Origin of the sequence: Bacillus massiliglaciei (assembly GCF_900098925.1) — a bacterium.
Taxonomy (GTDB): Bacteria; Bacillota; Bacilli; order Bacillales; family DSM-1321; genus Peribacillus; species Peribacillus massiliglaciei.
This window is the reverse complement of the sequence record NZ_LT622359.1, coordinates 473,517-497,362: the sequence shown is the minus strand read 5'-3', so window position 1 is coordinate 497,362 and position 23,846 is coordinate 473,517. Positions and strand designations below refer to the sequence as shown.

The 23,846-nt window shown below is 38.8% G+C and carries 31 protein-coding genes; 1 reads left to right on the top strand and 30 read right to left on the bottom strand.

Annotated features, from left to right (window positions below; translation table 11 throughout):
• Nucleotides 1-13 precede the first annotated feature (13 nt).
• Together BQ4305_RS14390 and BQ4305_RS14385 are read right to left on the bottom strand one after the other, a co-directional pair.
• Nucleotides 14-259, bottom strand: coding sequence for a holin (locus tag BQ4305_RS14390; RefSeq protein ID WP_110928823.1), 246 nt, complete (start codon nt 257-259; stop codon nt 14-16).
• Nucleotides 260-286: 27 nt separating this feature from the next.
• Nucleotides 287-619: a VIT1/CCC1 transporter family protein gene (locus BQ4305_RS14385; protein WP_110928423.1), complete on the bottom strand. Its 333-nt coding sequence runs from the start codon at nt 617-619 to the stop codon at nt 287-289.
• 311 nt (nt 620-930) lie between these two features.
• Between BQ4305_RS14385 and BQ4305_RS21550 the strand changes: the two genes are divergently transcribed.
• Nucleotides 931-1,254, top strand: a complete 324-nt coding sequence (locus BQ4305_RS21550; RefSeq protein WP_199880698.1) for a hypothetical protein — start codon at nt 931-933, stop codon at nt 1,252-1,254.
• 53 nt (nt 1,255-1,307) lie between these two features.
• Here BQ4305_RS21550 and BQ4305_RS14380 read toward each other — a convergent pair whose 3' ends face one another.
• From BQ4305_RS14380 to BQ4305_RS14245, 28 genes are all read right to left on the bottom strand, one after another.
• Nucleotides 1,308-1,649, bottom strand: coding sequence for a hypothetical protein (locus tag BQ4305_RS14380; RefSeq protein WP_110928422.1), 342 nt, complete (start codon nt 1,647-1,649; stop codon nt 1,308-1,310).
• A gap of 157 nt (nt 1,650-1,806) precedes the next feature.
• Nucleotides 1,807-2,109 carry a hypothetical protein gene (locus tag BQ4305_RS14375; protein WP_110928421.1) on the bottom strand — a complete coding sequence of 101 codons (303 nt, stop codon included), beginning with the start codon at nt 2,107-2,109 and terminating at the stop codon, nt 1,807-1,809.
• A gap of 15 nt (nt 2,110-2,124) precedes the next feature.
• Nucleotides 2,125-4,392: a right-handed parallel beta-helix repeat-containing protein gene (locus BQ4305_RS14370; RefSeq protein WP_110928420.1), complete on the bottom strand. Its 2,268-nt coding sequence runs from the start codon at nt 4,390-4,392 to the stop codon at nt 2,125-2,127.
• Complete coding sequence (locus BQ4305_RS14365) at nt 4,392-5,951, bottom strand: phage tail protein (protein ID WP_110928419.1); 1,560 nt, start codon at nt 5,949-5,951, stop codon at nt 4,392-4,394. The genes BQ4305_RS14370 and BQ4305_RS14365 overlap by 1 nt, the downstream gene beginning before the upstream one ends.
• Complete coding sequence (locus tag BQ4305_RS14360) at nt 5,951-6,661, bottom strand: phage tail protein (RefSeq protein ID WP_110928418.1); 711 nt, start codon at nt 6,659-6,661, stop codon at nt 5,951-5,953. The genes BQ4305_RS14365 and BQ4305_RS14360 overlap by 1 nt, the downstream gene beginning before the upstream one ends.
• On the bottom strand, nt 6,661-11,178 hold the full coding sequence (locus tag BQ4305_RS14355; protein WP_110928417.1) for a phage tail tape measure protein: 4,518 nt from the start codon (nt 11,176-11,178) through the stop codon (nt 6,661-6,663). Before BQ4305_RS14355 ends, BQ4305_RS14360 begins: the two co-directional genes overlap by 1 nt.
• A 34-nt stretch (nt 11,179-11,212) precedes the next feature.
• On the bottom strand, nt 11,213-11,344 hold the full coding sequence (gene gpGT / locus BQ4305_RS22025; protein WP_267888113.1) for a phage tail assembly chaperone GT: 132 nt from the start codon (nt 11,342-11,344) through the stop codon (nt 11,213-11,215).
• Nucleotides 11,345-11,397: 53 nt separating this feature from the next.
• Complete coding sequence (gene gpG, locus BQ4305_RS14350) at nt 11,398-11,763, bottom strand: phage tail assembly chaperone G (RefSeq protein ID WP_110928416.1); 366 nt, start codon at nt 11,761-11,763, stop codon at nt 11,398-11,400.
• 40 nt (nt 11,764-11,803) lie between these two features.
• Nucleotides 11,804-11,995, bottom strand: coding sequence for a hypothetical protein (locus BQ4305_RS14345; RefSeq protein WP_110928415.1), 192 nt, complete (start codon nt 11,993-11,995; stop codon nt 11,804-11,806).
• Nucleotides 11,996-11,998: 3 nt separating this feature from the next.
• Nucleotides 11,999-12,610 (bottom strand): major tail protein, encoded by a 612-nt coding sequence (locus tag BQ4305_RS14340; protein WP_110928414.1) that lies wholly within the window; start codon nt 12,608-12,610, stop codon nt 11,999-12,001.
• 36 nt (nt 12,611-12,646) lie between these two features.
• A complete protein-coding gene (locus BQ4305_RS14335; RefSeq protein ID WP_110928413.1) occupies nt 12,647-13,033 on the bottom strand; it encodes a DUF3168 domain-containing protein in 387 nt (128 codons plus the stop codon).
• The gene (locus tag BQ4305_RS14330; RefSeq protein WP_110928412.1) at nt 13,033-13,437 is read right to left on the bottom strand and encodes an HK97-gp10 family putative phage morphogenesis protein; all 405 of its coding nucleotides are present in this window, start codon (nt 13,435-13,437) and stop codon (nt 13,033-13,035) included. Before BQ4305_RS14330 ends, BQ4305_RS14335 begins: the two co-directional genes overlap by 1 nt.
• Entirely contained in the window at nt 13,434-13,802 is a 369-nt protein-coding gene (locus BQ4305_RS14325; protein ID WP_110928411.1) for a head-tail adaptor protein, read from the bottom strand. Before BQ4305_RS14325 ends, BQ4305_RS14330 begins: the two co-directional genes overlap by 4 nt.
• Nucleotides 13,789-14,094 carry a hypothetical protein gene (locus BQ4305_RS14320; RefSeq protein WP_110928410.1) on the bottom strand — a complete coding sequence of 102 codons (306 nt, stop codon included), beginning with the start codon at nt 14,092-14,094 and terminating at the stop codon, nt 13,789-13,791. The genes BQ4305_RS14325 and BQ4305_RS14320 overlap by 14 nt, the downstream gene beginning before the upstream one ends.
• Before the next feature lie 14 nt (nt 14,095-14,108).
• The gene (locus tag BQ4305_RS14315) at nt 14,109-15,275 is read right to left on the bottom strand and encodes a phage major capsid protein (RefSeq protein ID WP_110928409.1); all 1,167 of its coding nucleotides are present in this window, start codon (nt 15,273-15,275) and stop codon (nt 14,109-14,111) included.
• A gap of 26 nt (nt 15,276-15,301) precedes the next feature.
• Nucleotides 15,302-16,036, bottom strand: coding sequence for a head maturation protease, ClpP-related (locus BQ4305_RS14310; protein ID WP_110928821.1), 735 nt, complete (start codon nt 16,034-16,036; stop codon nt 15,302-15,304).
• A complete protein-coding gene (locus BQ4305_RS14305; protein WP_234396967.1) occupies nt 16,026-17,192 on the bottom strand; it encodes a phage portal protein in 1,167 nt (388 codons plus the stop codon). Before BQ4305_RS14305 ends, BQ4305_RS14310 begins: the two co-directional genes overlap by 11 nt.
• 13 nt (nt 17,193-17,205) lie before the next feature.
• A complete protein-coding gene (locus BQ4305_RS14300; protein WP_110928408.1) occupies nt 17,206-18,882 on the bottom strand; it encodes a terminase large subunit domain-containing protein in 1,677 nt (558 codons plus the stop codon).
• Nucleotides 18,879-19,220 carry a P27 family phage terminase small subunit gene (locus BQ4305_RS14295; RefSeq protein WP_110928407.1) on the bottom strand — a complete coding sequence of 114 codons (342 nt, stop codon included), beginning with the start codon at nt 19,218-19,220 and terminating at the stop codon, nt 18,879-18,881. The genes BQ4305_RS14300 and BQ4305_RS14295 overlap by 4 nt, the downstream gene beginning before the upstream one ends.
• A 158-nt stretch (nt 19,221-19,378) precedes the next feature.
• A complete protein-coding gene (locus BQ4305_RS14290; protein WP_110928406.1) occupies nt 19,379-19,567 on the bottom strand; it encodes a hypothetical protein in 189 nt (62 codons plus the stop codon).
• 57 nt (nt 19,568-19,624) lie between these two features.
• The gene (locus BQ4305_RS14285) at nt 19,625-19,957 is read right to left on the bottom strand and encodes an HNH endonuclease (protein WP_110928405.1); all 333 of its coding nucleotides are present in this window, start codon (nt 19,955-19,957) and stop codon (nt 19,625-19,627) included.
• Nucleotides 19,958-19,963: 6 nt separating this feature from the next.
• Nucleotides 19,964-20,197: a hypothetical protein gene (locus tag BQ4305_RS14280; RefSeq protein WP_110928404.1), complete on the bottom strand. Its 234-nt coding sequence runs from the start codon at nt 20,195-20,197 to the stop codon at nt 19,964-19,966.
• A 59-nt stretch (nt 20,198-20,256) separates the two neighbouring features.
• Nucleotides 20,257-20,508: a hypothetical protein gene (locus BQ4305_RS14275; protein WP_199880697.1), complete on the bottom strand. Its 252-nt coding sequence runs from the start codon at nt 20,506-20,508 to the stop codon at nt 20,257-20,259.
• Nucleotides 20,509-21,141: 633 nt separating this feature from the next.
• Complete coding sequence (locus BQ4305_RS14270; RefSeq protein WP_110928402.1) at nt 21,142-21,624, bottom strand: hypothetical protein; 483 nt, start codon at nt 21,622-21,624, stop codon at nt 21,142-21,144.
• Nucleotides 21,625-21,646: 22 nt separating this feature from the next.
• On the bottom strand, nt 21,647-22,027 hold the full coding sequence (locus BQ4305_RS14265; RefSeq protein WP_110928401.1) for an ArpU family phage packaging/lysis transcriptional regulator: 381 nt from the start codon (nt 22,025-22,027) through the stop codon (nt 21,647-21,649).
• A 109-nt stretch (nt 22,028-22,136) separates the two neighbouring features.
• Nucleotides 22,137-22,649 carry a hypothetical protein gene (locus BQ4305_RS14260; protein WP_110928400.1) on the bottom strand — a complete coding sequence of 171 codons (513 nt, stop codon included), beginning with the start codon at nt 22,647-22,649 and terminating at the stop codon, nt 22,137-22,139.
• Nucleotides 22,650-22,918: 269 nt separating this feature from the next.
• On the bottom strand, nt 22,919-23,134 hold the full coding sequence (locus tag BQ4305_RS14255) for a hypothetical protein (protein ID WP_110928399.1): 216 nt from the start codon (nt 23,132-23,134) through the stop codon (nt 22,919-22,921).
• Nucleotides 23,135-23,252: 118 nt separating this feature from the next.
• On the bottom strand, nt 23,253-23,837 hold the full coding sequence (locus tag BQ4305_RS14245; RefSeq protein WP_110928397.1) for a RuvC family protein: 585 nt from the start codon (nt 23,835-23,837) through the stop codon (nt 23,253-23,255).
• Nucleotides 23,838-23,846: the final 9 nt, after the last annotated feature.

Genomic DNA, 23,846 nt, shown 5'->3' with positions numbered 1-23,846 from the left:
CCGAATGGGCAGCTTATTTGCGATCTTTAAATACTTCATAAATTCCTGTGCCACCAAGACCTGCTAATGCCCCTGCCCACAGACGGAGAATAAGGTCCATATCTGTGAACGGATAAGCAGCTGCACCGATTAAAATCCCTACTCCCAAGCTAACCGCCGGGATAAAATTAGTTGGGATATTAACCGTGCTTTTAATTAAGCTAGTCAGCGCAGTAAGAATTGGCGCCAGCACAGTTGTAAATATTAAAATTTGATTCATCACTTCGTTTTCCAAATTAAACGCCTCCTATAATAACCTTTGAATAATCTCAATTACTCCATAAAAAAGACCCCCGCCACCAAAGATAGCAAGAGCCAATTCCCATTTTTTATTTGAGTTGTTTTTCCTGATTCCCAATGTGTGATCAACTAGAGTTTTGAAAAGTGCATCCTGTTCTTTCCTCTGTTTATTGATCAATTCTTTTTGCTCTTGGCTCTCCTTCAGCAAAGTTCCCTTGATCTCCAGTTGACTGGTTTGGACAGCTGTCATTTCTTTTTTTACTTCGCTGTAATTCCTTTCGAGCGTTAAGATCCTTTGCTCATGATCTTGGACCATTTTTTCCACATCAATCTCCTCCAATGTCCATCCCCCCTAACAAAAATATCTCTCTGTATATCGTGCTGCTGGCATAGATTATTTTCCATCGCAACACCACCTTTTCTGGGCATAATAAAAAGCCACCCAAAACGGGGTGACTTACATTAATAAAAACACCACTATGAATTAAGTGTTTCAATAAAATTCTTTCTATATTTCTTTACATCTTCTTCTAACTCTTTATATGATTCATCTTCTCCAACACAAATTGTATCTTGAATTACATACTCTTGAGCTGATTCCCAATTGGCTAGCACTTTAGTACAATCCCTTGGTTAAACAACTTAACCTTTTTGATAAATGAGAATAAACATAGAAATTTAACCAAGAACCAGAAACGACATCGCGCTACTGTAAACCATTATGCAACAGATAAGTACGGTAATGTCTTTTCGGGCAATGTTTCTATTGGCGGGAACGGGATTGTAGTTAATGGGCACTCACTAGATGATCCGAGTGCTGCAAATAACCCATATTTTAAAAACTATACTGCAACTTTCTATTATGAATTTATTTTTACTAATCTAAACTCACCTGTTAGCGAGACATTATTACAAATCGTTGAAGGTGCAAAACAAACAATAGATGATTTAGCTTTAGCTATAACAGGAGAATAATTCTCCTGTTTTTTTATTGTAAATAAACAATTCGAGGACTCCGTTTGGGGTCCTCAAAAGTCTTCTTCACCTTCCCAGTCATAATCATAATTTTCTTCGTCTGGATTAATCTTTAGATAGTATTTTCTGGCTGTATCTTCAAATCTCATACAATCACCATAACTATAGTCAATGCTCGGAAGAGCTCTTCCGTGCTTGCCTACCATTAAATCCTGATATATTGTTTCGCAATCATATAATTTTTCTTCGGCTTCGATATACTCATCATACCAATACCCTTCATCAAAAATATCTAAGTACCCGAAATAAATACGAGCAACTAAAAAAATGATTAGTAATGGGATACCTACTCCTATACCCAAACCCAATAAAAAATTTTTGTGTTCTTCTTTCATTTAACTATCTCCTTGGGATTTCAATAAATACTATTCATATATCGGAATTAATTTATAAAAATTAAGAAGTAGTTAATTTTAAAATGAGGGCTTTTGATGGAAATCCCCTTAACATTTATTTGAACCTTAATTTTTCTTCTCCCTATAAATACAACTACTAATTAAACGGCGTTTGTCCTTCTTCTAAAACATTAATAGCGTTTTTAAATAGTTCTTCTGTTTTTAAGAAATTATAACCCTGTTTTCTATAGTTTAATGAATCATCTAAAATGTCTGGCACAAAAGTGAAAGATCTTGTATATAATGGATCCTTATTTTCATCTTTCATTTTTTTTGTATAATAAATAAAAAGCTGAAAAGATACTATACTTCCGTCTGTTTCAGTTAGGGATTTTATATACGCATAGGCTGTTTCAGCTACTACTCCATTAGGAGCTTCATACCGTAATTGCAATGCCATATTATCTTCTCCTTATCATTGTGTAAGTATTGTCTTTCCATCCGTGTCACTTGTTGGCTTCCCATTTTTTATTCTGGGATTTCCTGAAGCATCAATCCAAATGTGAAAATTCCCCATTCTAAAGTGTCCCCCGTTATAAGTGCTTTGACAAGCGAGTCCACCCTGATTAACCAATTCATCACCCTCATCAATGGTTAATATAATTTTGCCGTCATTAGAAGAATTAGGTTTGCCAAACTTATATCTTAAATTACCGCTGCCATCTATGAATATTCGATATCCACCCATATGCAGACCGTTCAAATAGGAAGAATTGGTTCTCAATCCCGCTGCAGCTGTGAAATATTTCTCCGTTCTAAAACCATTTGTCCCATCATTAACTGGATCAATATCTAACCTTATATTTTCATTTCCATTCCCTAGAAAAAGGGCTGGCTGATTACTGGATGGTTCTTTATCGATTTTCATAAGTTTTTCATATGTGGCATTAGGGTCTATGACTGACACTGTATTCATCCGATAAACTTCAAATGGTATACCTGAAGCAGTAGCCATAAAAGGGTGGAATCCATATCTTTTTAATATCCCCATTCTCATTTCACCTTCAGCATCTGCTCCCGTAAAAGCAATATTATTAGCTCCTGCATTTTTAGAAGCTATTGCTACCATTAAGTTCTCTATGTTATTTGAATTAGTACCATCTTGTTTCAATCCATCGGTGATAACGTGTTCTGTGCCATAGGCTTTGTTCCCTTTAAATGTACAACGAATTGCATAGCCCATTAATAATGGGAAGTTTAATATCCTTGTTCCGTCTTTCATGGTATCAGTTCGTTTGTCAATAATAATATTCGATTCAACAAGTAGGTCTTGAATTGTGATTCCTGAATTAACATCTAATAAAATTCCGAAATTTTCATTATTGAGTGGTACAGCATCTGTAAATCCATCAGCTTTTTTATTACTTCCACAATCAATGATCATGTTATGACTGCACTGACCTACTAAAAGACCTCGTATATAGATGCCACCTCTAGCCGCATTCATAATTACATTGTTGAAGATACCTATATTTCTTGCGTAATCTTCTACATTTTCTGGTGTAATCGGATAAGTGCTACTTGGATATGGATATACACCTATGCCTATACCTTTTCCATCATCAGGCCCATCTACCGGTCCTTTTCTTACACCATTTATGATATTTCCTGAAACGATACCGTTTTTAGGAGCATCAGCTAACTGGATACCGTTCCATCCTGAATCATTAACAATATTCCCTACACACGTAAAGTTAGAAGGACCAGATTCGTTATTCCCTTCTCCTCCCATCCAACCAGATAACCAAATACCGCAATATGCAGAAGTATTGATAATATTGGCATTACAAACGATATTTTTATTTTTACGACTAATACTGACACCATTATCTGCACTGCGGGAAACAGAATTGTTATTAAAAAACACGTTTTCACAATGGGTATAACCAATATCTAAGCAATTATCAAAATCATTATTTATAATTCTTGCATATCCTCTAATGCCTTGGAGAAGGACTGGCAAAGAAGCGATATTTTTGAAATCACAATTACTTATGGATATATTTCTGACAGCATGTGACTCACCAGGCATTAAGTCACCTGCGAAATGTATGGCAGTGTCAAAGCTTTCAACTGTTGTTCTTTTTCTTCTAGGAACCTTCTGGCCTTCATCAATAACCCCGCCAGTAAATCCTACCCCATCAAAACTTACATCTGATATATCATCTGAAGCAGTAAAAGCTGAATCCATTTGTATTTTTGAAGTAATATAAGTTTCTTTCTTTTTTCCTAAGACAGTTAGTCCGTTAATAGCCTTTACTGGACGATCTAATTCCATTAAATACGGTGGTAATTGAATAGTTTTTCTATAAGACATATTTATTGCTGATTCAATAGCATCTGCCCAACTATTCTGTTCGTTTTTAAAAGGTTCAACCTGGACTCCTATTGTGGCTAGTTGGCCATCTAATTCATCAGCACGTTGTCCCATTGTTTGAAAAACTTTTCCGGTTACACCTGACACATGGAAATCCTTAACTTCAGTAATGTCTGTAGAATTAGCGATTTGCTCATTATATTTCATTTCCAATATTGATTGGCGACTTTCAGTGTGTTTTGTAAGATCTGTAGCTGACTGAGTTTCTTTATTTATTTCTTCTAATCCATCCACTAATGAGCCTCGAACGTCTTGTCCGAAAACAGCAGTTTTGATTTTATTTAGATGTTCATTGATATCTGCCATTATGCTATTCCTCCTTCCAGATTAGTTATTCTTTCATTCATTTGATCAAGATCCTGTGGATGCAAAACAGAAATAAGCTGCAATTTCTTCTGCAGCTCACTTATGACCATTTTCATTTGTTCCAAATCTGTCAGGCTTTTAACAGAGATTAAATTCATTTTTGCTTTATCAGCAGCAGGCATAAGACCTGACTTTTCAGAAGTTGCATTGTCATAGAGAGGGACACCTTCTACAGCATCATTCAAATCATATATTGCTTTGTTTAGGTCAATGATTGCTTGGTTAATACCAGGCAAATCACTATCGATGATTGATTGGTTTATTTGTGCCACACTCTGATTAACTGTTTTTATTTCGACCGATAAAGTGCCTATACGTTGTGATTGCTCCCCTACTCTTGACTCAATTCGAGCAATATTCTTTGTTGCCCTCGTTGCATCTGCTTGATATTCATAAAGCTTCTTCATTTTGTCCCCTATTGTGATGCTTGCTTTCTCAGGACCATTTATGTCAATTGACTTACCGACTATCCTCAGAGTATCATCAATGCCCATTACCGGGTTATACACTGGATGAGAATTATAAACATCAAGGCTGTCAGGATCTAATCCAATGAGAAAAAGATCAACTGCTTCTATGGTGTACTGTGTAAGGACAGTCTTTTGAGCCTCAAGATCCGCTTGTCCTTTTCGAAGAAGATTATTCACATCCGTTACATCATCATAAACGACTGTGCCACCTTGGATTCCAAATTCCTCAATCAAAGCATTTCCATCCAGGTAAGGTTTGCCGCCATTAACTGAGGAAATTGACAGCCTTTCTTCAGAAGCATCTGTAGCATCTGGATTTTCCGATTCAATTCTAGCTCCTAAAGGAGTAAGTCGGGAAATGATAGAGGTAGGATCCACATCAACGCTCATACTTAAAAGGTTCTTTGCAATACGAATCGGTGTCTTTTTCACTTCTCCGAACTTCTTCATGTAATCAAGATACCGGATGCCATTTTCTTTTCGGACTCTTATCTCTCCACCTAAGCGATCCAATAATTTATCTTTGATTGTGTCAAAAGTAGTTGTCTCAGCTGATAAATAAATGTACTGATTATCTGTAGAATTTGTTACATCCATTTCACCGATGTGAAAATGCTTGTAATCTTCTACCTGACTATTGTGATAATCAAGGATAGTTTGGAGCAGTTGCCGCGGTGTGCCTCGGAATTCAAGATGCCTTTGCTGGGAATCATGCAGATAACCAAGCTCCCCTTCACAAGTAAAAGCAGTACTTGTCACTCCTGTGTTCTCCATGTTCTTTGAGGGTTTTAATACACGACCTTCGAAGTCATATTTCCCTGTCTTAAGGTTTAACACTTTGATCAGAGTTCTGAAAGGCCGAATCTTACCGTAACCGGGATTTCCGGGATATATACGAAAATCAAAAGAGTCAATCAAGTTGATTTCCTTTTTGATCGACCCTTCAGGTAATTTCAAATTATTCACTTTAGCATTATGAATCTCAATTTCATCTGTCTGATTATCACTTTGTATGGTTACTCTATACATCAGCGCATCTCCTTATAATACACAAACTCAATGCTGCCTTTACCAGTGATAGTAATAATATTGTCACCTGGCTGAAGAGTAAAATCATCACTCTGAGATGTGCCAGCAGGGACCTGCATTGTCACCTGATCTTTCTTCAAAGTCATGGCAGACGACGTGACAATTCGAGGCGTAACATCCGGTGTACCTGCATTCAGCAGGTTTATAGACAACTGGCCGTTCACATCAAAACGAACTTTCTGTGATACATCTAATTCAAAATTAAAGCTATCCCATATGTCATTACCTTCTGGAAGATCAGCAATCATAAATGGATAAGCAGTAAAATTAGCCGTAAGCAGTCCCGACTTCCAATCATCTTGAAAGCTGCCACCCTCATCAAATTCAGCCAAAAAGTAATAACCCGGTATTGCATCATCATAGAGCCTGACCTTCCCTCGAGTAGAAGACAGCCAATTGAGTAATTTTGTCTTAATTATGTGGACGTACTGAACATTCAGCTGTTGTTTGTTCATAATCGTAAACACATAAGTTAAAGGCCGCGGTTCATAAACCTGCGACCCATACAATTCACTGAAATCATATTGGATATTACTAAATGGAACAGTGATTAAATTTTTCTGTTTGCTTGCAATGCCAATATCACGACTCTCTATTGGTATTTTGAAATCTTGATAAGAATGGCGACCGTTATAAGTAATGCCTAACATTATGTTGCCAGCCCCCTATCTGATCCCTGTACTTTTGTTAATCCCATTCTGTTCAAATGCGGTTCTAATACTTTTGCAAGAGGTATTCCGTCCACATAGAGATTAGGATTTTTCGCAAGAATTGCAGTTAATAATTCTACTTGTTCCTGCAGTAAACGAATAATATTCGCCAGATTCAGGTTATCTTCTGCAGAACTTGAACTTGAGCTTGGCAATTGATTAGGACGCTTATTACCAATATCCTTCCCAGCCAGTGCCAACAGCTTCATAGCATCAGTTCGCCGGCTTGGATCTGTTGGTATTACCCATTCTGGCCAGCCGCCCTCAGCAAGCTTATACAGGCCTTCATTCTTGATTAATCCACCTGTGGCATACCCATGACCCTTACCGATATATTTAAGCATGCTTGTAGCACCGTAACGGCTTTTTGCATAATTAATACCGGCAAGTAAGCTGTCCAAACCGTTCATTTGGTTATTATGGCCAGGAAAGGCATAGGCTCGAAATGTCGGCGGGATTACTTGGACGAGGCCGCGAGCTAAATTTCCGGTCCTGGCATTAATATCATTAACAGCCATAGACTGTACAGCCTTTTCATTACCGCCTGATTCTGTCTTAATCTGCCTTAACCAGGCATTTACATAAGCGTCTGTGGTTGGCAACCCGTTCATCCCTAATGCACGAATGACAGTGCCGCGCCATCTTTCCACACCTTTACCGCTTGGCGATGCAGAGAAATTTTCCAATGTTTTTTTCAAGAAATCAAATGCAGTGTCTTTCACTTTTGTAAATCCAGCTTTAGCAATCTTAGCGATGTTGCCGCTGCCGGAAGGTCCACTAATCCCCAATGTTTCCATTGCTAAGTTAAGAAGCTTTTTCGGATTCGTTGCATACTTCCAAATATCCACGGCTGTATCTTTGACCTTCTTGGCTCCTTTTTTGGTTGCCCCCCAGACATTACCCGCGACCTTTTTTGTTCCTTCCCAGAGGTCTGTACCCCATGCATAGTGTGGAATTAACTGCTTTGTCAGCGAAGCTGGAAGCACTTGTGCTCCTTTTGGTAGGTTCACTAAAGTTGGCTTCTCCGGTGAAAGGAACTGCTGTCCATTTGGCATGATAAGTAATTCAGAGCCAGCATTAGAACCCTTTCCATCACCAACAACAGCTGGACCATCGGCAGGATGTCCACCTGTACCACCTGCATATTGCGGGACTTTCCACTTGGATAGCTGTTTATCATCAGGAACACCAAGCTTACCCATTACCCAATTGACTCCTGTAATGACTCCATTTACACCTGTTCCAAGCCCATCAACCATTTTATTCGCTACCGAAGTGACTCCGGCTTTGATTTTACTTGCTGTTTTCTTTAATCCATCAGACATTTTTTGAGGCATGCCTTTAACAGTCTCAACCATATTGGACACATAATCTTTAACTTTATTTTTTATTGAATTAAAAATGTCCGATACCCCGGATCTAAAGTTGCTGAAACGATTGATCGTATTGCTGACTGCAGTTTTAATTGGATTATAGATTGCGTTTTTTATAGCATTCCAGATATCCTTCGCAGTATCACGGATCTTTCCGAAAATCGAAGAGATCGTATTACGCATTGTGGTAAAGCGATTTTTCACCAAATCGACAATTGCCTGAATCACTGTTTTAAAGAATCCTGAAATGCTATTCCAAATGGTTGATATAAGCTTTTTAACCCCGTCCATAAGGGTGTTAGTTTGATTTTTCATGGAAGTGAATCGGTTTTTCACGAAGTTTACAATCCACTCGATCACTGAGGAAAAGACACCTTTTATACTGTTCCATGAACCTTTGAATGCATTCACTAGGAGTTTTCCTAAAGATAAGATGCCTTTTAGCATCTTTCCCCAGAACATCAATTGAACATAGTTCCAAATAAAAGTTAAAGCCCCAGAAAAGACCTGCTTGATGCCTTCCCACATTTTCGAAAAGTCACCGGTAAATAATCCAGCAAAAACTTTGACAAGGCCCATGATCACATCCAGGGCCCCTGTGATAACGCCCTTAATGTTGCCCCAAATTGACTTTATAATGGCAAGTACCGCCGGCATGATAAATTGGATTACTTTAAAGATCCCGTAAAAAACAGCACCAACCACTGTTCCTAAAACTTCAACAATTTTAAAAATGCCTCCAAATACATTGGAAGCAGCCGCGAGTATCTGTTGCCCATCCGATTCAAAGAAATCTGACACTTTAGCAAAGATTCCGGTAATGAAATTAAGAATGGCTGAAAATGCCTTACTCAGTGAAGATTTGATCCCTTCCACAATTCCATTAATCTTTTGAACGGTACTGTCAGAGAGACCCATACCGCTTAATATATCCATTGCACCTTGATTATCGCCTTTTAGGAATTTAAAAATGGCTGAAAATGAGTCAATAAAATTAGAACGAAATAGGGAAATTTTCTCTGCAATATTATCAAGAGTTGCTACTGTCTTATCAGAAAATCCAAGTCCGCTTAATATAGTCCGACCCTTTTCACCATCATCTTTAAATAAGCCTTTTATCCCCGATATTACATCTCTAACATAATTGCGGAATGATGAAATTCTCTCAGCGATATAATCCATCTTCATCACCGTATTATCAGAGAACCCTAGACTGCTAAGGATATCTCGACCTTTTTGTCCATCATCTTTAAATAGTCCCAAGATGCCAGTGAAAAAGGTTTTTATATTTTTTGCAGCAGAAACTACTGTAGAAATTACCTCTTTCAATCCATTGCGGAATGTCTCCGAGTTTTTATAAAGTGTTATGAACCCGGTCGCTAATAAGGTGATAATCCCAATAACAATTCCCACAGGACCCGTAAGAGCTGCTAGTCCCAACCTCAACCACTTTAACAAACCGCCTGCTCGTGCTATTGAAGGGAAAAGTTTAGCAAGTCCTACTGCTGCATTGCCTAAAAAGCCAATAAACATTCCTCCGGCAACAAGGAGGGGTCCAATAGCTGCCACTACTGCTGCGAAAACAGCTGTTAATATCTTCAATGATGGAGATAGATTTTGCGCCCATTTAACTGCATTAGTCAAACCCTGTATAACGGCTCTTAGAGCTGGCTGTACTATGTCATAAATTTGCAAACCTAATTCACTCAAAGCAGACATTAAAGTTTTAACGTCCCCGGTTGCGTTATCATTCATAGTTTTTGCCATTTCAGCCGCTGCGCCATCGGCTCCTTTTAACATTTCAGTATTTTTCCCGAGATCCTTTGACCCTTTATCTAGTAATACTGCCCAATGTTTATAAGCTTCTGCTCCAAATAAGGTTGTTAGCGCTGCTGATTTCTGTTGAGCAGTCATGCCATCAGTGCCTTTTTCAATTTCTGATATTACATCAGGCATAGATTTCATGTTTCCATTAGCATCGAAAAAGCTGACACCTAATTGATCAATCATCTTTTTCATTGCCTTGGTAGGCTTGGCCAATCGACCTAAAGAGGTAGCAAAAGCACTACCGGCCATTTCCCCTTGGATACCTGCATCAGATAATGCCATTACAGCTGCAGTTGATTGCTCCATACTCCACCCAAGTGTTTTGGCAACCGGTCCTAAAGGCTTCATAGCTTCACCTAATTGCTCAACGTTTGTATTCGCGCTTGATGCTGCTCTAGCTAAAACATCCGATACATGCCCTGACTCATTGGCTGCAATTCCAAAGCCAGACATGATATTAGACGTTATATCCGCCGCTCTCCCTAAATCCAGGGCGCCCGCAGCTGCTAAGTCAAGCATCCCCGGCATAGCCGAAAGTATGTCATTTGTTTTAAAGCCTGCCATTGCTAAGAATTGCATACCATCTGCTGCTTCTGAGGCGCTGAATTGAGTTGTTGCCCCTAAATCCCTGGCTTGCTTTTCTAAAGCTTCTAGATCGTCTCCTGTGGCTCCAGACACCGCGGAAACTTTACTCATAGAGTATTCAAAGTCCATGCCCGTTCTAGCAGCCAATACTCCTAATCCAACCAAAGGAGCCGTTAAATATAAAGACATCGATTGGCCGACAGATTTCATATTTCTTCCGATGTTAGTTAGCTTGGAACCAGTTTGTTCTAACCCTTGGCCGAACCTTGACCATCCAGATTCCGCAATTCTTTGTTCTTCACGTAAATCTCGTAATTCAGCTTCTGTCCTCTCGATGCTACGTTCCAAATTATTTAGAGAAGCCACTTCGTTGTTATAAGCTCTTGCGGCTTTATCGGCCTGTCTCGACCCTTCACCGTGTTCCCTTACCATTTTCTTGTATTCTTCTTTTGCTTCACTGGTAATAGCCCTCTGAACCTCTAATTTACGATTCAGACCAGTTATTCGAGACTCATATTTATCTATTGATTTATCACCGCGGTCAAATGCTGATAAATTTGCTCTCATTTCACTATTAACTGTCTTTAATTTATCTCTTAAGCCTGTTAACCCACGATTCAGCCGGGTTGAATTGAGGTCAAGATCAATGGATAAGCCTTCAATCCTTTCCATCCATTAACCTCCCTTCCGCATACCAAAAAAATCCCTAACCACCGAATGCAGCGATTAGAGATTTTTCTTGTTTTGGCTTATTCTTTTCTTTCAATAATTCGAGCATAAAGTTGAATGGCATATCCATAATTTCTGTAGGATCCTTGCCTTCTTTCATCAGATTCATGAATAACTTATCCATATATTCCTTTTGCTTTTGTGGAGTAAAATCGTCATCCGTTAGCGATTCTTCTCCGCGATAAACTTTTTTGATTCTTCATTTTGCCGCCCCTGAGCAACAAAGATAATTTGTTCCTGCAAAGTGTTGATTGCATCCGGAGCATGCAGCCCGTTGAATAGATCGTCTTTCGTGAATTGTTTGTTATAGACTTTATTGGCCACAAAATCTAGTAATTTATCCATCTGTTCTTTTTCAGATGCAGCACTCTTCTTTTCTCCCTTATCTTCAAAATCATCCATCATATCAATTGCTTCATAGACTACTGCAAAGGGAATAAAAGCTGGGGTCAAATACTTTTGAGTAACGACTTCCCCCTCTTTTACTTCCTTTACCAGTTCAATCATATGTCGTTTTAAATTTGCCATTTTCCATTCTCCTTTTCATAAAAAAGAGCAGGCATAATGCCTACTCTTCAATTTTTTTAATTAATGGTAATCCAATTTTGTTTTTCGTTGAGGATAGTTCTTCCAATCGTTTCTTGCTGATGTTCTTTGTCGCCGGTTTCGGGTAAGAATCACCCTTACGATAAATCTTACTCTTGTCTTCCAGGTCAGTGAAATCATACAGCACAATATATTTATCTTTTTTATTACTCATAATTTACGCCCCCGCCGGTGCAGTTTCAGTTTCAGTTCCAGGGAAAGGTCTGCCGAAAATAGCGAGGAATATAGCATCACGCTGTGTAGTTTCTCCTTTTTCATCAGTACCAGTCAGGATAGATTTGGGTTTGTCAAACCCTTCTATATCACGATCCATAAACTCAGCAGTGACTTCATCAGAAGAAAATTCAACGCCATCTTCCTTTGTTTGTCCTGTGATGTTAGGGCGGAGAAAAATCCCTTTCGGCAATCCCACCCATTCTGTAGATCCATCTTGATAGGTTTTGGCAAAAACACATGCTACATATGGTGGTTCATCATCCGAACCGTAAGCATAAATTCCTCCGTTAACCTCCAAACCAAACAGCACTTGTTTATCCTCTTTTGGTACTTTATGAAAGGCGGAGGTAACAGACGTATTACCACTTGCTACGGCGATTTCTGCCACTCTATTATCACCGTAGGCACGTACTGCTTCCTGCGGCATTTCGATCTCAATATTTTGTAAAAATTCCACACGCTCGGGAGCTTTAGTGGTGATTCCTTCTCCTGTCTCGTCTAACGGGGCATAATAAAACCGGTCTACTCCGGTAGCTGCACGATATCTTTTCATCTAAACCACTCCTTTTGTGTAATAAAAAAAGACCTCTTACAAGGCCTCTAAATCTTCTCTATAAACTTTTCCTCTGTACCTTCTGGCATCACGATAAACGCCAGTATCCTTGTCCCATTCATCCACACCGGTTCCTTGTGAAAATCCTAATTCCCACATAGCCTGCCGGATATGATTCGATAGCTCCCTTGTGGAGGCTCTGTTCTTCGACCAAACTTCTATCTGGAATAGGCAATCATAAGTCATCCAGGTATTATCTCCGAAATCTTTAGGGATTGGAACGTCCAATGGATCAATGACAATATTGGGAGCTGTAACGCTCCCGGCATCAGGAAATTCATAATATTTTATCCGGCCGTCAGCATTTTCTCTGATATACGGATCACCCATAAGCTTTTCATAAATCATTGTGAGAATATCCATTATAAACCTCCAGCAAGAGCACGCCGATATTCTTCTTTAATCGCATTCCTATAGGCAGTTTCTGCATTTCTCAATGATCTGGCAATGGCCCCTTTGCCTGCTGGGTTAGGATTCTTTACAGTGCCAAATTCATTAAGGTGAATGATCCGGTAACGATTGTGCGGCCCTTTCCAGTGAACTTTAATTGTTCTAGCCCCTCTGACTGTAAACGGGGCAGAAATAGTAATTTCATCGATTGAAGCGCCGGTATCCTTAAATGATTCAAACTGGCTTTTCAATTCTCGGACATAAACCTGGGCCGCGCGCTTTAATGCTTTGTCATTGATTTGCTGAATCCGTTGTGGCCCAAAACGACTCTGCAAATTTCGAAGCAACTGATCCATGCCTGTGATTTGTATGCTCATGATACCAACTCCACAATCACATTGATAAATGCTTTATGCTGCAGGTCTGGCTGAACAGATTTGATGTTAAAACGCTTGTCCCTGTATTCAGGAGCATCAATGGATAAATAATGCTCATTTGTCGGGATATACTCTGCCTGCGGGTCTCTGATTGTAATTGTTAAATCAGAGAGAGTTCCGTTAGACTTAGCAATCTCCAAATCTTTCAGCCAGACATTATCAATCTTCGCCCAGGCCTTGTGAAGGATTCTTTTTTCAGACTCCCCTGGCTCAGGACCTTCGTTGGCAGCATACTCATAAAAAATAACCGGAGTTCGTAAATCGCCTGTATTTACCCTTGGCGGCTTGTACTTAAATGGTTGCATCAATGTCCTCCTCCGCTAAGGCAATTGATATCCCCAGACTATTAATATCACTTAGAAAATTTTCATTGAAATATTCTAAAGCATCATTATAGGCATATCTGGTTCGTTCAAATACTAATTCTTTCGCTCTAAGATCGATATCACTATCTCCCTCAATGTTAAAATCTCCGCAGCTGCCTTTTATCGAAGCGATAGAAAAGGACAACAATTTTTTCAGATTGTCATCCTCGTTGTGGGTTATATGCATGCGCTCTTTAAATTCAGCCAATAAATCAGGAGAAACTTCCTGCATTTAGATCACTCCAATCAGGCGCCAGCTGGTTCTTCAGATGCAGGTGCAAAAGAAATGTTAAGGTCATAGACCAAGGCTGCTTTATTATCCTTTGGCTTACCATTAGCAAATTGTTTGATAGTGTAAAGAGTAGCATCTTCCATGGCAAAAGTTTGATCGAATTTTCTGAGCTTATAACCCCCAGCTATTACAGCCAAATACTGTCCTTTAAGGAAGAATAGAGCTTTTCCAACTGGGATTTCTTCTGACTCCACGACTTGAATATTGTACGGTAAAGCAGTTACCCATTGTCCGTTGGAAGTTTGGATGGTATTGCGGAATTGAACACCGATAGCATCCATTGGATTTACAACCATTACAATTTTACCTGCTACTTTTCGGGTCTCTCCTTTTGCATTCGTAGACAATGCTTTGACAACTTCATATAGCTCACCAGCCACAATTTCACCATACTGAGAAGGAGCAAAAGTTAAAGTACCTGATGAAGTTTTATCTGTAACTGCACCTGAATCTGGATCAACATCTTTCATTAATCCAACCGGCTCACTTTGTGCAGATCCACGACCATTTACAAATCCGTATTCCAAACCTATAGAGTAACTTTCAACAAGAATAGTACGAACATAGCGTTCAATCCAAGCCGGACCAAGATCCAACATATCATTCGGAATAACCGCAAATGCTGTTAGTTTTAATTGTCCTACTTTTTCAGAACGGAAAGCCGCGTTAATTTGTCCAGAAATATCGCCGAATAGTTCTTTCCAAGCAAAGGCTTTTGTGGCATCAGAATAAATAAACTTCGTTACCGCTCCTAAATCTTCTAAACCAAGTACAGCAAGCAATGGATGCTCTTTTACCAAATCCTCAAATACGCGCTCTTGTGTAGTTTCTGGAAGAATAGAATCATCTTTAAATCCACCATCAATTACAGCTGCATTAAAGAACTTTGTCTCCTCAGAAGTAAGAACATTTTGTCCGCGTTGTTGAAGGATAGAGCGATCCAGCATTTCATCATTAACTTGGTTACGAATAGATGAAGCTACTTCTGTTTGAAGCGCATTAAAATAATTTTCATACGCTTGTGTCGTTTCCTGTTCTGTAGCATCCTCTTTTGATAAAACAGCTGTTAGTGCTTCTTTAGCACTTTTAAAAGCTTCTGATTTGTTGAATTTAATTGTCATTATTTACTTCCTCCATTTTCATAAAATTAAAGAATCCTTACAGCTCTGTTTTGTTTAACAGGTGCAGGATTCTTAGGTTTCGTGTTTTTTAATTTATCTAATTCATTTTGTAAAGTCTGCATTTGGACTTTCATTTGTGCTAATTCTTCATCGGGTTCTCCCTCCACAGTTGATGTTGTGGCAGTAGCAAAACCAATTTCTAAGGCTTCATTTGCACTAAACCAGGTCTCCTCATTTACCATGTTTCGTATTTCTTCTCGTTCAACATTTGCACGAGTCATGTAAATATCAATGATGCCATCCTCTAATTTTTCAAGCATATCAGCTTCTTTTCGCATAAGTGTTTTACTGCCCCATACGATAGTGGAAGCTTCATGAATCATTAACATGGATCCCGCACCCATAATTAATTCATCTGCTGCCATCGCTATAATAGAAGCAGCTGAACAAGCCCAACCGTCTACATGGATCGTAACCTTCCCTTTATGAGACTTTACACGATTGTAAATAGCTATCCCATCGAAAGCACTGCCGCCTGGAGAATTCAGGTTAATAACTAAATCGTTACTCCCTGCTTCTTTCAACGCATTATCTACATCCTTTGCAGAAGTAAAATCTCCCCACCATGACTCCCCAATATCTCCATAAATGGTTAATTCACTTACGCCCTTTTCTTCGTCATGAACAACAGCAAAATTATGTGGGATACTCGCTAACTGCTCGTTATATTTTTGATTTTTAAAGCCGAATTTACGTTTCATCTGCTTCACTTTTATTCTCACCTCCTTTAACTGCTTCTGTACCGTCTTGGTAATTTTTCGTAATGAAATAATTCTTCATAATGTCTTCGTCCACACTTTCTAATCCCAATTCAGTTCTGATTTCATTACCATTAACTACACCAGAAGAACGCAATTTATCTATTGATGTGGCCAGATCAAAAATGCTCAAATAGGAAGGAGAACGAACTTCCAATCTTGTTCCATTTAAAATATCTTCCTTATCAAAAAACTTGAATAACCCTTCATCCTTGATTTTTTTTAAAATGGGATTAATTGAATACATCATATAATTTTTTGTTACCTTCTCTACATCCGCCATATCACCACGAATGAGAGTTAAAGGAATGCCTAATGCAGTTGCTACTTGATCGAAAAAACCATCAGTCACTTTATTTATCTCGTCCACAGATTGAATGCCATTTCCACTGCCAGCAAAGTGCTCTTTGTATTCGAAGCCTGATTGCTCAGGAATGATTGCTACATCTCTTTCTCCAATAGCCTTGTACATCTTATTGATAAATTCTTGTAATTTCTCCAGGCCATCTTTATTTTTGGCAGTCGTAGCATCCACTTTAACCGTTGAACGTATTTGATTTTTTCGCTTTTGTGAATTAAGAATACGGCCAAATAAATCACCATAATCACTAAACAAACTGTCTACTAAGGGTGTTAATGATTCATTACTATACTTCAAATGAAATACTTCATTTTGCTTGAATACTCGTTTAAAGGTATAGTCTTTAATTTTGACATTTGAAAATGTATCTTCAAAAACTGCATATTCATTATGATCAAAGGTATCGGCAATCAATAAATCTTCATCATCGGATTGAATAACAAGTGCTTCATTGTCATAAATCAATTTGTACATAATTTTTTGCCAAAACGTACTTGCTGTTTGATTTTTATTAGGACGTATATTCAACCGATAATATAATTCATTTTTTATAAATTCATCATTTTGTTTAATCCTAAATTCAGATTGACTTATGGTTCTCGCCAAAAAAGAAGCACATGTATCAATAGCTAACCTTTTCATGTGCAGTCTCTTCGATGTAACTTGAATCAATTCAAGATCAAATATAAAGCTAGCCTCACTACTTTTACGATTTACAATCAAATCCCAAAGCCCCAATTCCTCACCTCCTTTAAAAATTGATATCAGCAAAGGCGAATGATCCGCCTATTACAATTTCATCTGCCCGATACATCCCATGAACAAATGCTTGGAAGCCATCTGTTTTACGCTTTACAGGTTCTTTTTTCTGATACTCCTTATTGCCTCGTTTATCAGTAACCACAAGTACATTATTGGTGTACCAACGCATTAACGGATTAGGCCCAAAAATTATTTGATGATTCGCAAAAGCTGTTTCAATTCGCGGAGCCAATAAACTGTGAATGGCACGTGGATTTCTTATAATCTCCACTTCAAATCCCTCAGTCTCGAACAGTGGCTTTAAAATCTCCATTCGGAAATTATCTGCAACGATTTTTTTAATGACATAATACTTACGCATCTCCACAAACCATTGAACAATTATGTGTGGATCAATAGAGGGGCCATCAAGGACTGATAACAATCCCTCTTCTTCCCATTCTCGAATAGGAGCCAATTTCTTTTGATTTTTCACATTATCGCTCATCTTTTTCGAATAAGCGTAATGTTTATCCACGAATTCTTTACGGACAAATGAATGAGTTTTGAAAATGTAATTTTCTTCTGCATCCCTGAATAAAAGGCCGCATGCTGCAAAATCACGAATCGAAGCATAGTCTAAACACCCTATGCATTCCTCATTTAACAGTTCAGGTACCTCACGATCTGTAGCTTCGATTTCTTCCCAGCTTGCTACAGACCTTTCTAAATCAACCTTAGGAAGGTTCATCCGCTTCGTCATGAATTCTTCAAAGTTTGATGGATCGTCTTCCAGCTCCTCGTACTCTTCATAAATCGTATCGAAAAGACCTTGTGCATAATCGCTCCGAGGTTCACACAACATTGGATTCGCTTTTTCCCATAGTTCCGGATCGTCTGCTTCTGATTCATCATCCAGCTTACAGATGAACGGAAAAAGAGAATTCCACCTTGCTTCACCTTTTAAAACTTTCATGGCCTTTTCTTTTAATTTATCTAAGAAGCCTTCGCGTACATATCCATCAGTGCCAATATAGAACTCTCTTGGATTACGCTTTTTACCAAGTCCTGAAATATGAACCCGTACATCTTTGTTATCTTCATATTGATGGATCTCATCAAAGATAACAGCACCGTCTCGGAGGCCGTCTTTTGTGCCGCCGTTGGACGTGCGGAAGGTGAAGATGGAATTGGTCTTCTTTGATACGATCTTCGTTAATGTGGCTTTAAAAGCCCGCTGCAACACTTCATGTTTTTTCACACATTTATATGCCTCATCAACCGAGGTTTTAGCTTGCTCCTCACTGTTAGCAACAATTGAAATATTATAATCTTCAATACCATGAAGCTCACTAATAAGAAAGTTTGATATAACTGTAATCAGACCATTTTTCCCGCCGCCTCGTCCAAGCATCCAAAGGAATTTTCGAAAGACGACACGATCATTTTTTTTCCAAAATAAAAAAACGAATGCTATTAAGAATTTTTGAAATGCAGTTAATGGGAAGTACCACTTCTCACCAAATGCAATACAATTCTCAATCAATTCGTCATCAAAATAAATATCATCATTCTCGCTAATGTTCTTCAGAACAAAATCTATAAGCAATATTCGTTCTTCATTTAACTTAATTTTCCCTGTCTCATACAGGTGAATATATTCATCTACATATTTCTGAGTGGTCATACTAAATCACTTGATTCATAATCACTTGGTTTCCCTTCCACAGGCGAGGATGAAGAGGAAGGGACAAGGTTTCCATTGGTGAAATTCATGCTCTTTTCCAGCGCAATCAGCTGCGAGTTTAATTTATTCTTTTCATTCATTGCCGGGTGAGCCTTAATAAACCTTTGCGAACCATTTTCTATTACAATAGTCGCCCCATCCCGTTCAATGGCTTCATCACAAGCTGCATCCAACTCCCGTAATTTTATATAACGATTTACTTTATCCACTTCCAGCAAATCGTCAACGTCAATCCGGGTCATTAATTGCGCTTTTAAATTTTCTAATATTTTGTTCATGCTACCCCTCCCCCCTATCCACACCCCCATACGTGCGCGAATTCAGAAAAAATATTTGCGAGTTGAGACCCCTGCCCGGTCCCCGGGTTAAAAAAATTCGGCAAAACTTTTGACCGGGGGGTGTTAATCTTTTCTTCATAAAAAAATACCGACTGTGATTAAACAGTTCGGCATTCAAAAGAAGGCTTTTCATATTCCATTAAAACAATTTCACCTGTTTCATCTTTCAAGTGCCATGTATGTCTTCCTGTCTCATCACAATGATCAATCTTTAATACTTCATACCTTTTGCCATTAAAATTAATGGTACCTAAATGTTCTGGTAAATCATTTAATTCATAGGCCATTATGTCTCCCTCCATCCTAAGTTTAGTTATACATATTATATATACTTCTCTCAATGACTACCATCGTTCGTCATCCCATTTCTTTTTCTTAGCCTGGCCAAAGACTCGACCATGCGCTTTGTTATGACAGTTCAAGCAGACAGTCTCCAGGTTGTCCAATACAAGAGCCAGCTGCGGATAGTGTTCAATCTCATACTTATGATGGACGTTAAGCTCAATGCTCTTGCGTCCGCCCTCGACCTTGCGTGAGTCCGCATGAACTCTGCCCTCACGTTTACATTGCTGGCACTCATAGTTATCACGCTTAAGAGCCTGCTGCCTTAAGGCTTCCCATTCACTTGAGCGATAGAACTTCTTCTTCTGTGCTTCTGTCTTGTACTCAGCAGCCATTGAACATCACCCATCAGTTTCTTTACCAGCAAGGATTTGTTCACCTGGTTCTATTTCAGTATAAATACGCTCAGCTATCTTTCCGCCATCAACATATGCTCGAGTGATGTCATCCTGTTCCTTATCCAGGCGAATACTGTACTCATCTTCCTTTGCATCGTAATCGATGTAGGATACATCGTACTTCTCCAGTAACTCAATGACCTTTTGTTTAGCTGCTTCCTGTACTTTGTTTTGCATCTTATTTCCTCCTTAATTTGTGGTGTTCAACCTGCATCTGACAAAATTAAAAGACCTCATTAACATGAAGTCCTGGCTCGAATAAATGCCGGCTTACGATCTATTACCTGATGTTTAATAAATGCTTTCTGAAATGGCTTATGCTTAGCTGCAGGATGCACTGGATGATTGCCTTCAAGATATTCAGTAACGTGATTCATAAGATGTTCTTTAATACTCTCCCACGTTTCCCGGATTAAAATCATTAGCCTTTCAGCTGCTTCTTTAAACAGCTTTGCGATTTCATCTAATCTTTCACGATAAGTATTCATTCTCCTCATCCTTTCTTTCAATAAAAAAAGCACCCAAATTAATGGATGCCTTTCTTCTTTATGGTCTTGTTGTTCCACCTGGATCTAAATCCTTACTTCCCACTACGCCTGGATCTTTCATCTGATCACTCCTTATCCTAATTATTAAAACCATTATACCCTTGCAAGATATTTGCAAGGTAGTTTTCTTTATGTTTTCTTTATGTTTTCTTTAGGAATCGTGCTCTAATGAAGGAAAAATTTCAAGTGTACTCCACGTGGGTACATTACTGTACTCCATATGGGTACAACTTTGTACTCCACGTGGGTACAAGAAAACGGTGTACTCCACGTGGGTACACAATATATTTTCTCTAAACCAAATGCTCCATAGAGTACCTGCTTTACAAAAAATATATTTGGAGTGCTCTTACCTCCTCGCCCCGCCCGCAGCCACCGCAAACTAGGTGCATCAGCATGAAGATCATGCCTGTTTGACTACTCGGGTTAGCACAACTGATAAGGGACTGTGCTTATCCCAGGAATCACTTCCTGAGATTAATGTTATAAAAATGGGCACAAAAAAAAGGCAGCAACTTTGTCTGCCTTTTTCTCCATATTTTGTTCGCTTTTTGTCCGGAAAATTTTCCTGTTTTACCATTCGTAAGACCTAATATTATTTAGAATGTCACGTGCATAATCTTCATATCCTTGAATGTTTATGCCATCGACCACACTATAAGTGAAATCTTGGTTTCTTTTAAATTCTTCGTCATATAAATGGGGTTTCTCGTTCATCTCTTTCCACGATCTATATATCCAGCATCTATTTACTCTATTTGGATTAAAGATACCTTTGTTATACTCTTCTAGATTTTTATTGATAATTGTAAGAACGCAATAATGACTTCCTATATCCAACGCTATATCCATATGGGCATTAGGCCCATCATTGCCTGTGTTACCCGGAGTATAATAGTTTTGGCAAAAACTTCTGATGCTGTACTCCACAATATCAAAATCCTTTTTATGAATGGGCATTACAATCTTTTTTGCCTTTTCAAGTACATCCTCTATGCGGAAAGGTTTGACTGGAGTTTGAAGTTCAAGAAAATCGAAAATGCTTAGCTGCTCCAATTTCCCTCACTCCTTCCAAAGATCAAATAATATTCAAGCAATGAGCAATCATAAAAATAGCCTGCTTCTTCTTTTCGTAATAAGCTGTTTTCTGCAGGCATAAATCCAAATAAATATCTATGTCATTTTGACGTTCAATCGCTAAGTATTTCTGTTCTATGATTTGCCGTTCGATACAGTCCAAACTATTCAGCGCTCTCTCCATATGGAGCACCTTCATTTCCTTCTCCTGATCGTTATCATTCAATTTTGGAAATATATCAATGGTTATCCCTTTTTCTTTCAGCTCTTTCTTATTAAGCTGCTGTATTTTAAGCGCTCGGAATAATTTAAGTTCTTTTACAACAATGGAGCGTATTTCCTTCTCGTCAACATCCGGAAAGAATGATAATTGATTGCTCATAAAATTCTCCCCCTGTGGTATAATATTTCCACCAAAACATACACCATGGCCGGGAGAAATCCTGGCATTTTTCATTTCAGCCCCGAGCGTATGCCCAGGGCCATTCCTATTAATCTAGCTCATCCGCATCTGGATAATAATCCCCGAATGGATCTTCTTCCTTTTGCTCTGGTTCATCCTGACCCGCAGCTGCTTCATCTTCTTGGCCGTCCACATCTTCCAGGGACAATTGATCAGGAGAAATAGATGCCGTACTATCCTTGTCCACTTTATATTCAAGGCCCTCATGCTTCTCCTCAAAATCATCTGTACTCATTTGTGATTCGACAATAGTTAAAGAGACGTCCGAGCCTGCTTTTCTATAAAAGTTGAATGTATTTTCTGCAGAAGCATCACCTTTGACAATGAACTCCAGAACCGTCTTTTTGCTGTCTTTAGTAGATTTATTAAATTCACAGCGTAATTTTTGTTCTACTCCCTCAATTTCCAAGATGACAACTTCACGGGTAAGATCCCTCAATTCAGGCTTTTTCTCATCGTCCCCTTTAACATGGAACTGAACAAGCTCCTTTTTGCTATCCTTTGTCTGTTTATTGAAATGTGCTTTAACTGATACTTGCATTTGAATCGCTCCTTTTTCCGCATTATTTAATCAAACTTCGTCCTACTTAACGACTTTTAACTTTTGCTTATTGATGTACTTTTGAAGTTGTTTTACCAATGCTTCTGCGTGTTCAGCAGTGCAATAAAAGTTAAACTCGCCTTCCTCGTTTTGTACGATTATCGCTGTTGCACCATCTTCTCCATCAATTTCCGCAAATTAAAAGTTAGTGCTTTCATCTAATGCTGTTTGTATTCTCATAAAATCTCCTTTTAACGCATAGTGTGTGTCTACTTTGTCCGAACCAGCTTAGCAACCCACGGGGAAGAAAAATCCTCACTGGTATAACGTTTCTCAAAAGAATATTGATCTAATTTCTCACTTGCCATTTCCTGCCTCAAAGGAGTCACTAATTCAAATCCCCTGGCTAGAAGATCGTTTATGGCTTGTTCTGCCTCACTCTTCTTCCGGCGGCGGATAAAGACAGGTTGGGTATAAGAAGCCATCAGCTTTTCACCTCTTTTAGATATCCAGATTTAACAAAAATGTTTCTCCACGACCTGGCCAGTTGCTCCTTCTGTCTCTTTTTCAGAGACTTACGGATCCTGCGTTTCTGTTTGTCCGTCATGCCTTGGTAGCCTTCTTTCTCGGCTTTCTAGCTTTTGGCTGAGGATTTAAGATATTTTCAATGACCTCTCGCTGGTATGAAAGTTTGGGATATAACCCACTTTTTGCCCTCCTGATAGCCTTTGCAATTTCAGCCATAATATAAGCGTCCACCACGTTGTCACTGCTGTGAGTAAAGCCGAAATGTTCTTCGACTGCCTTCATGACAGCTAACTTTTTTTCTGGACCTTTCAATCTCCTTTTATGGCCAACTTCACCTTCCCAGCCGGTAACATTTACAAATTTCTTTACTGCATTAGGCGCCGCCTCATAATATGGAATTTTCCTCATATACAAAGCATTACGGATGCTCCCATGTATCCAGCCTGCCTGCGCAGCCCTCTGGGTATCAAAGGGCACACCTTCTATACAGATAAAGTCATCAGGGCGTATATGCTCCATGATTTCTTGTGTTAAAGTAACAATCCTTTTAGGATCCTCAGAGCCGATGCCTTTCAGCTCTTTTCCTCTTAAAACGATACTGCCGGGATCCATTGCCACGAATCCTGTTTTAGTGGATGGATCAATTCCTACAAAACGCATCTTTCTTCC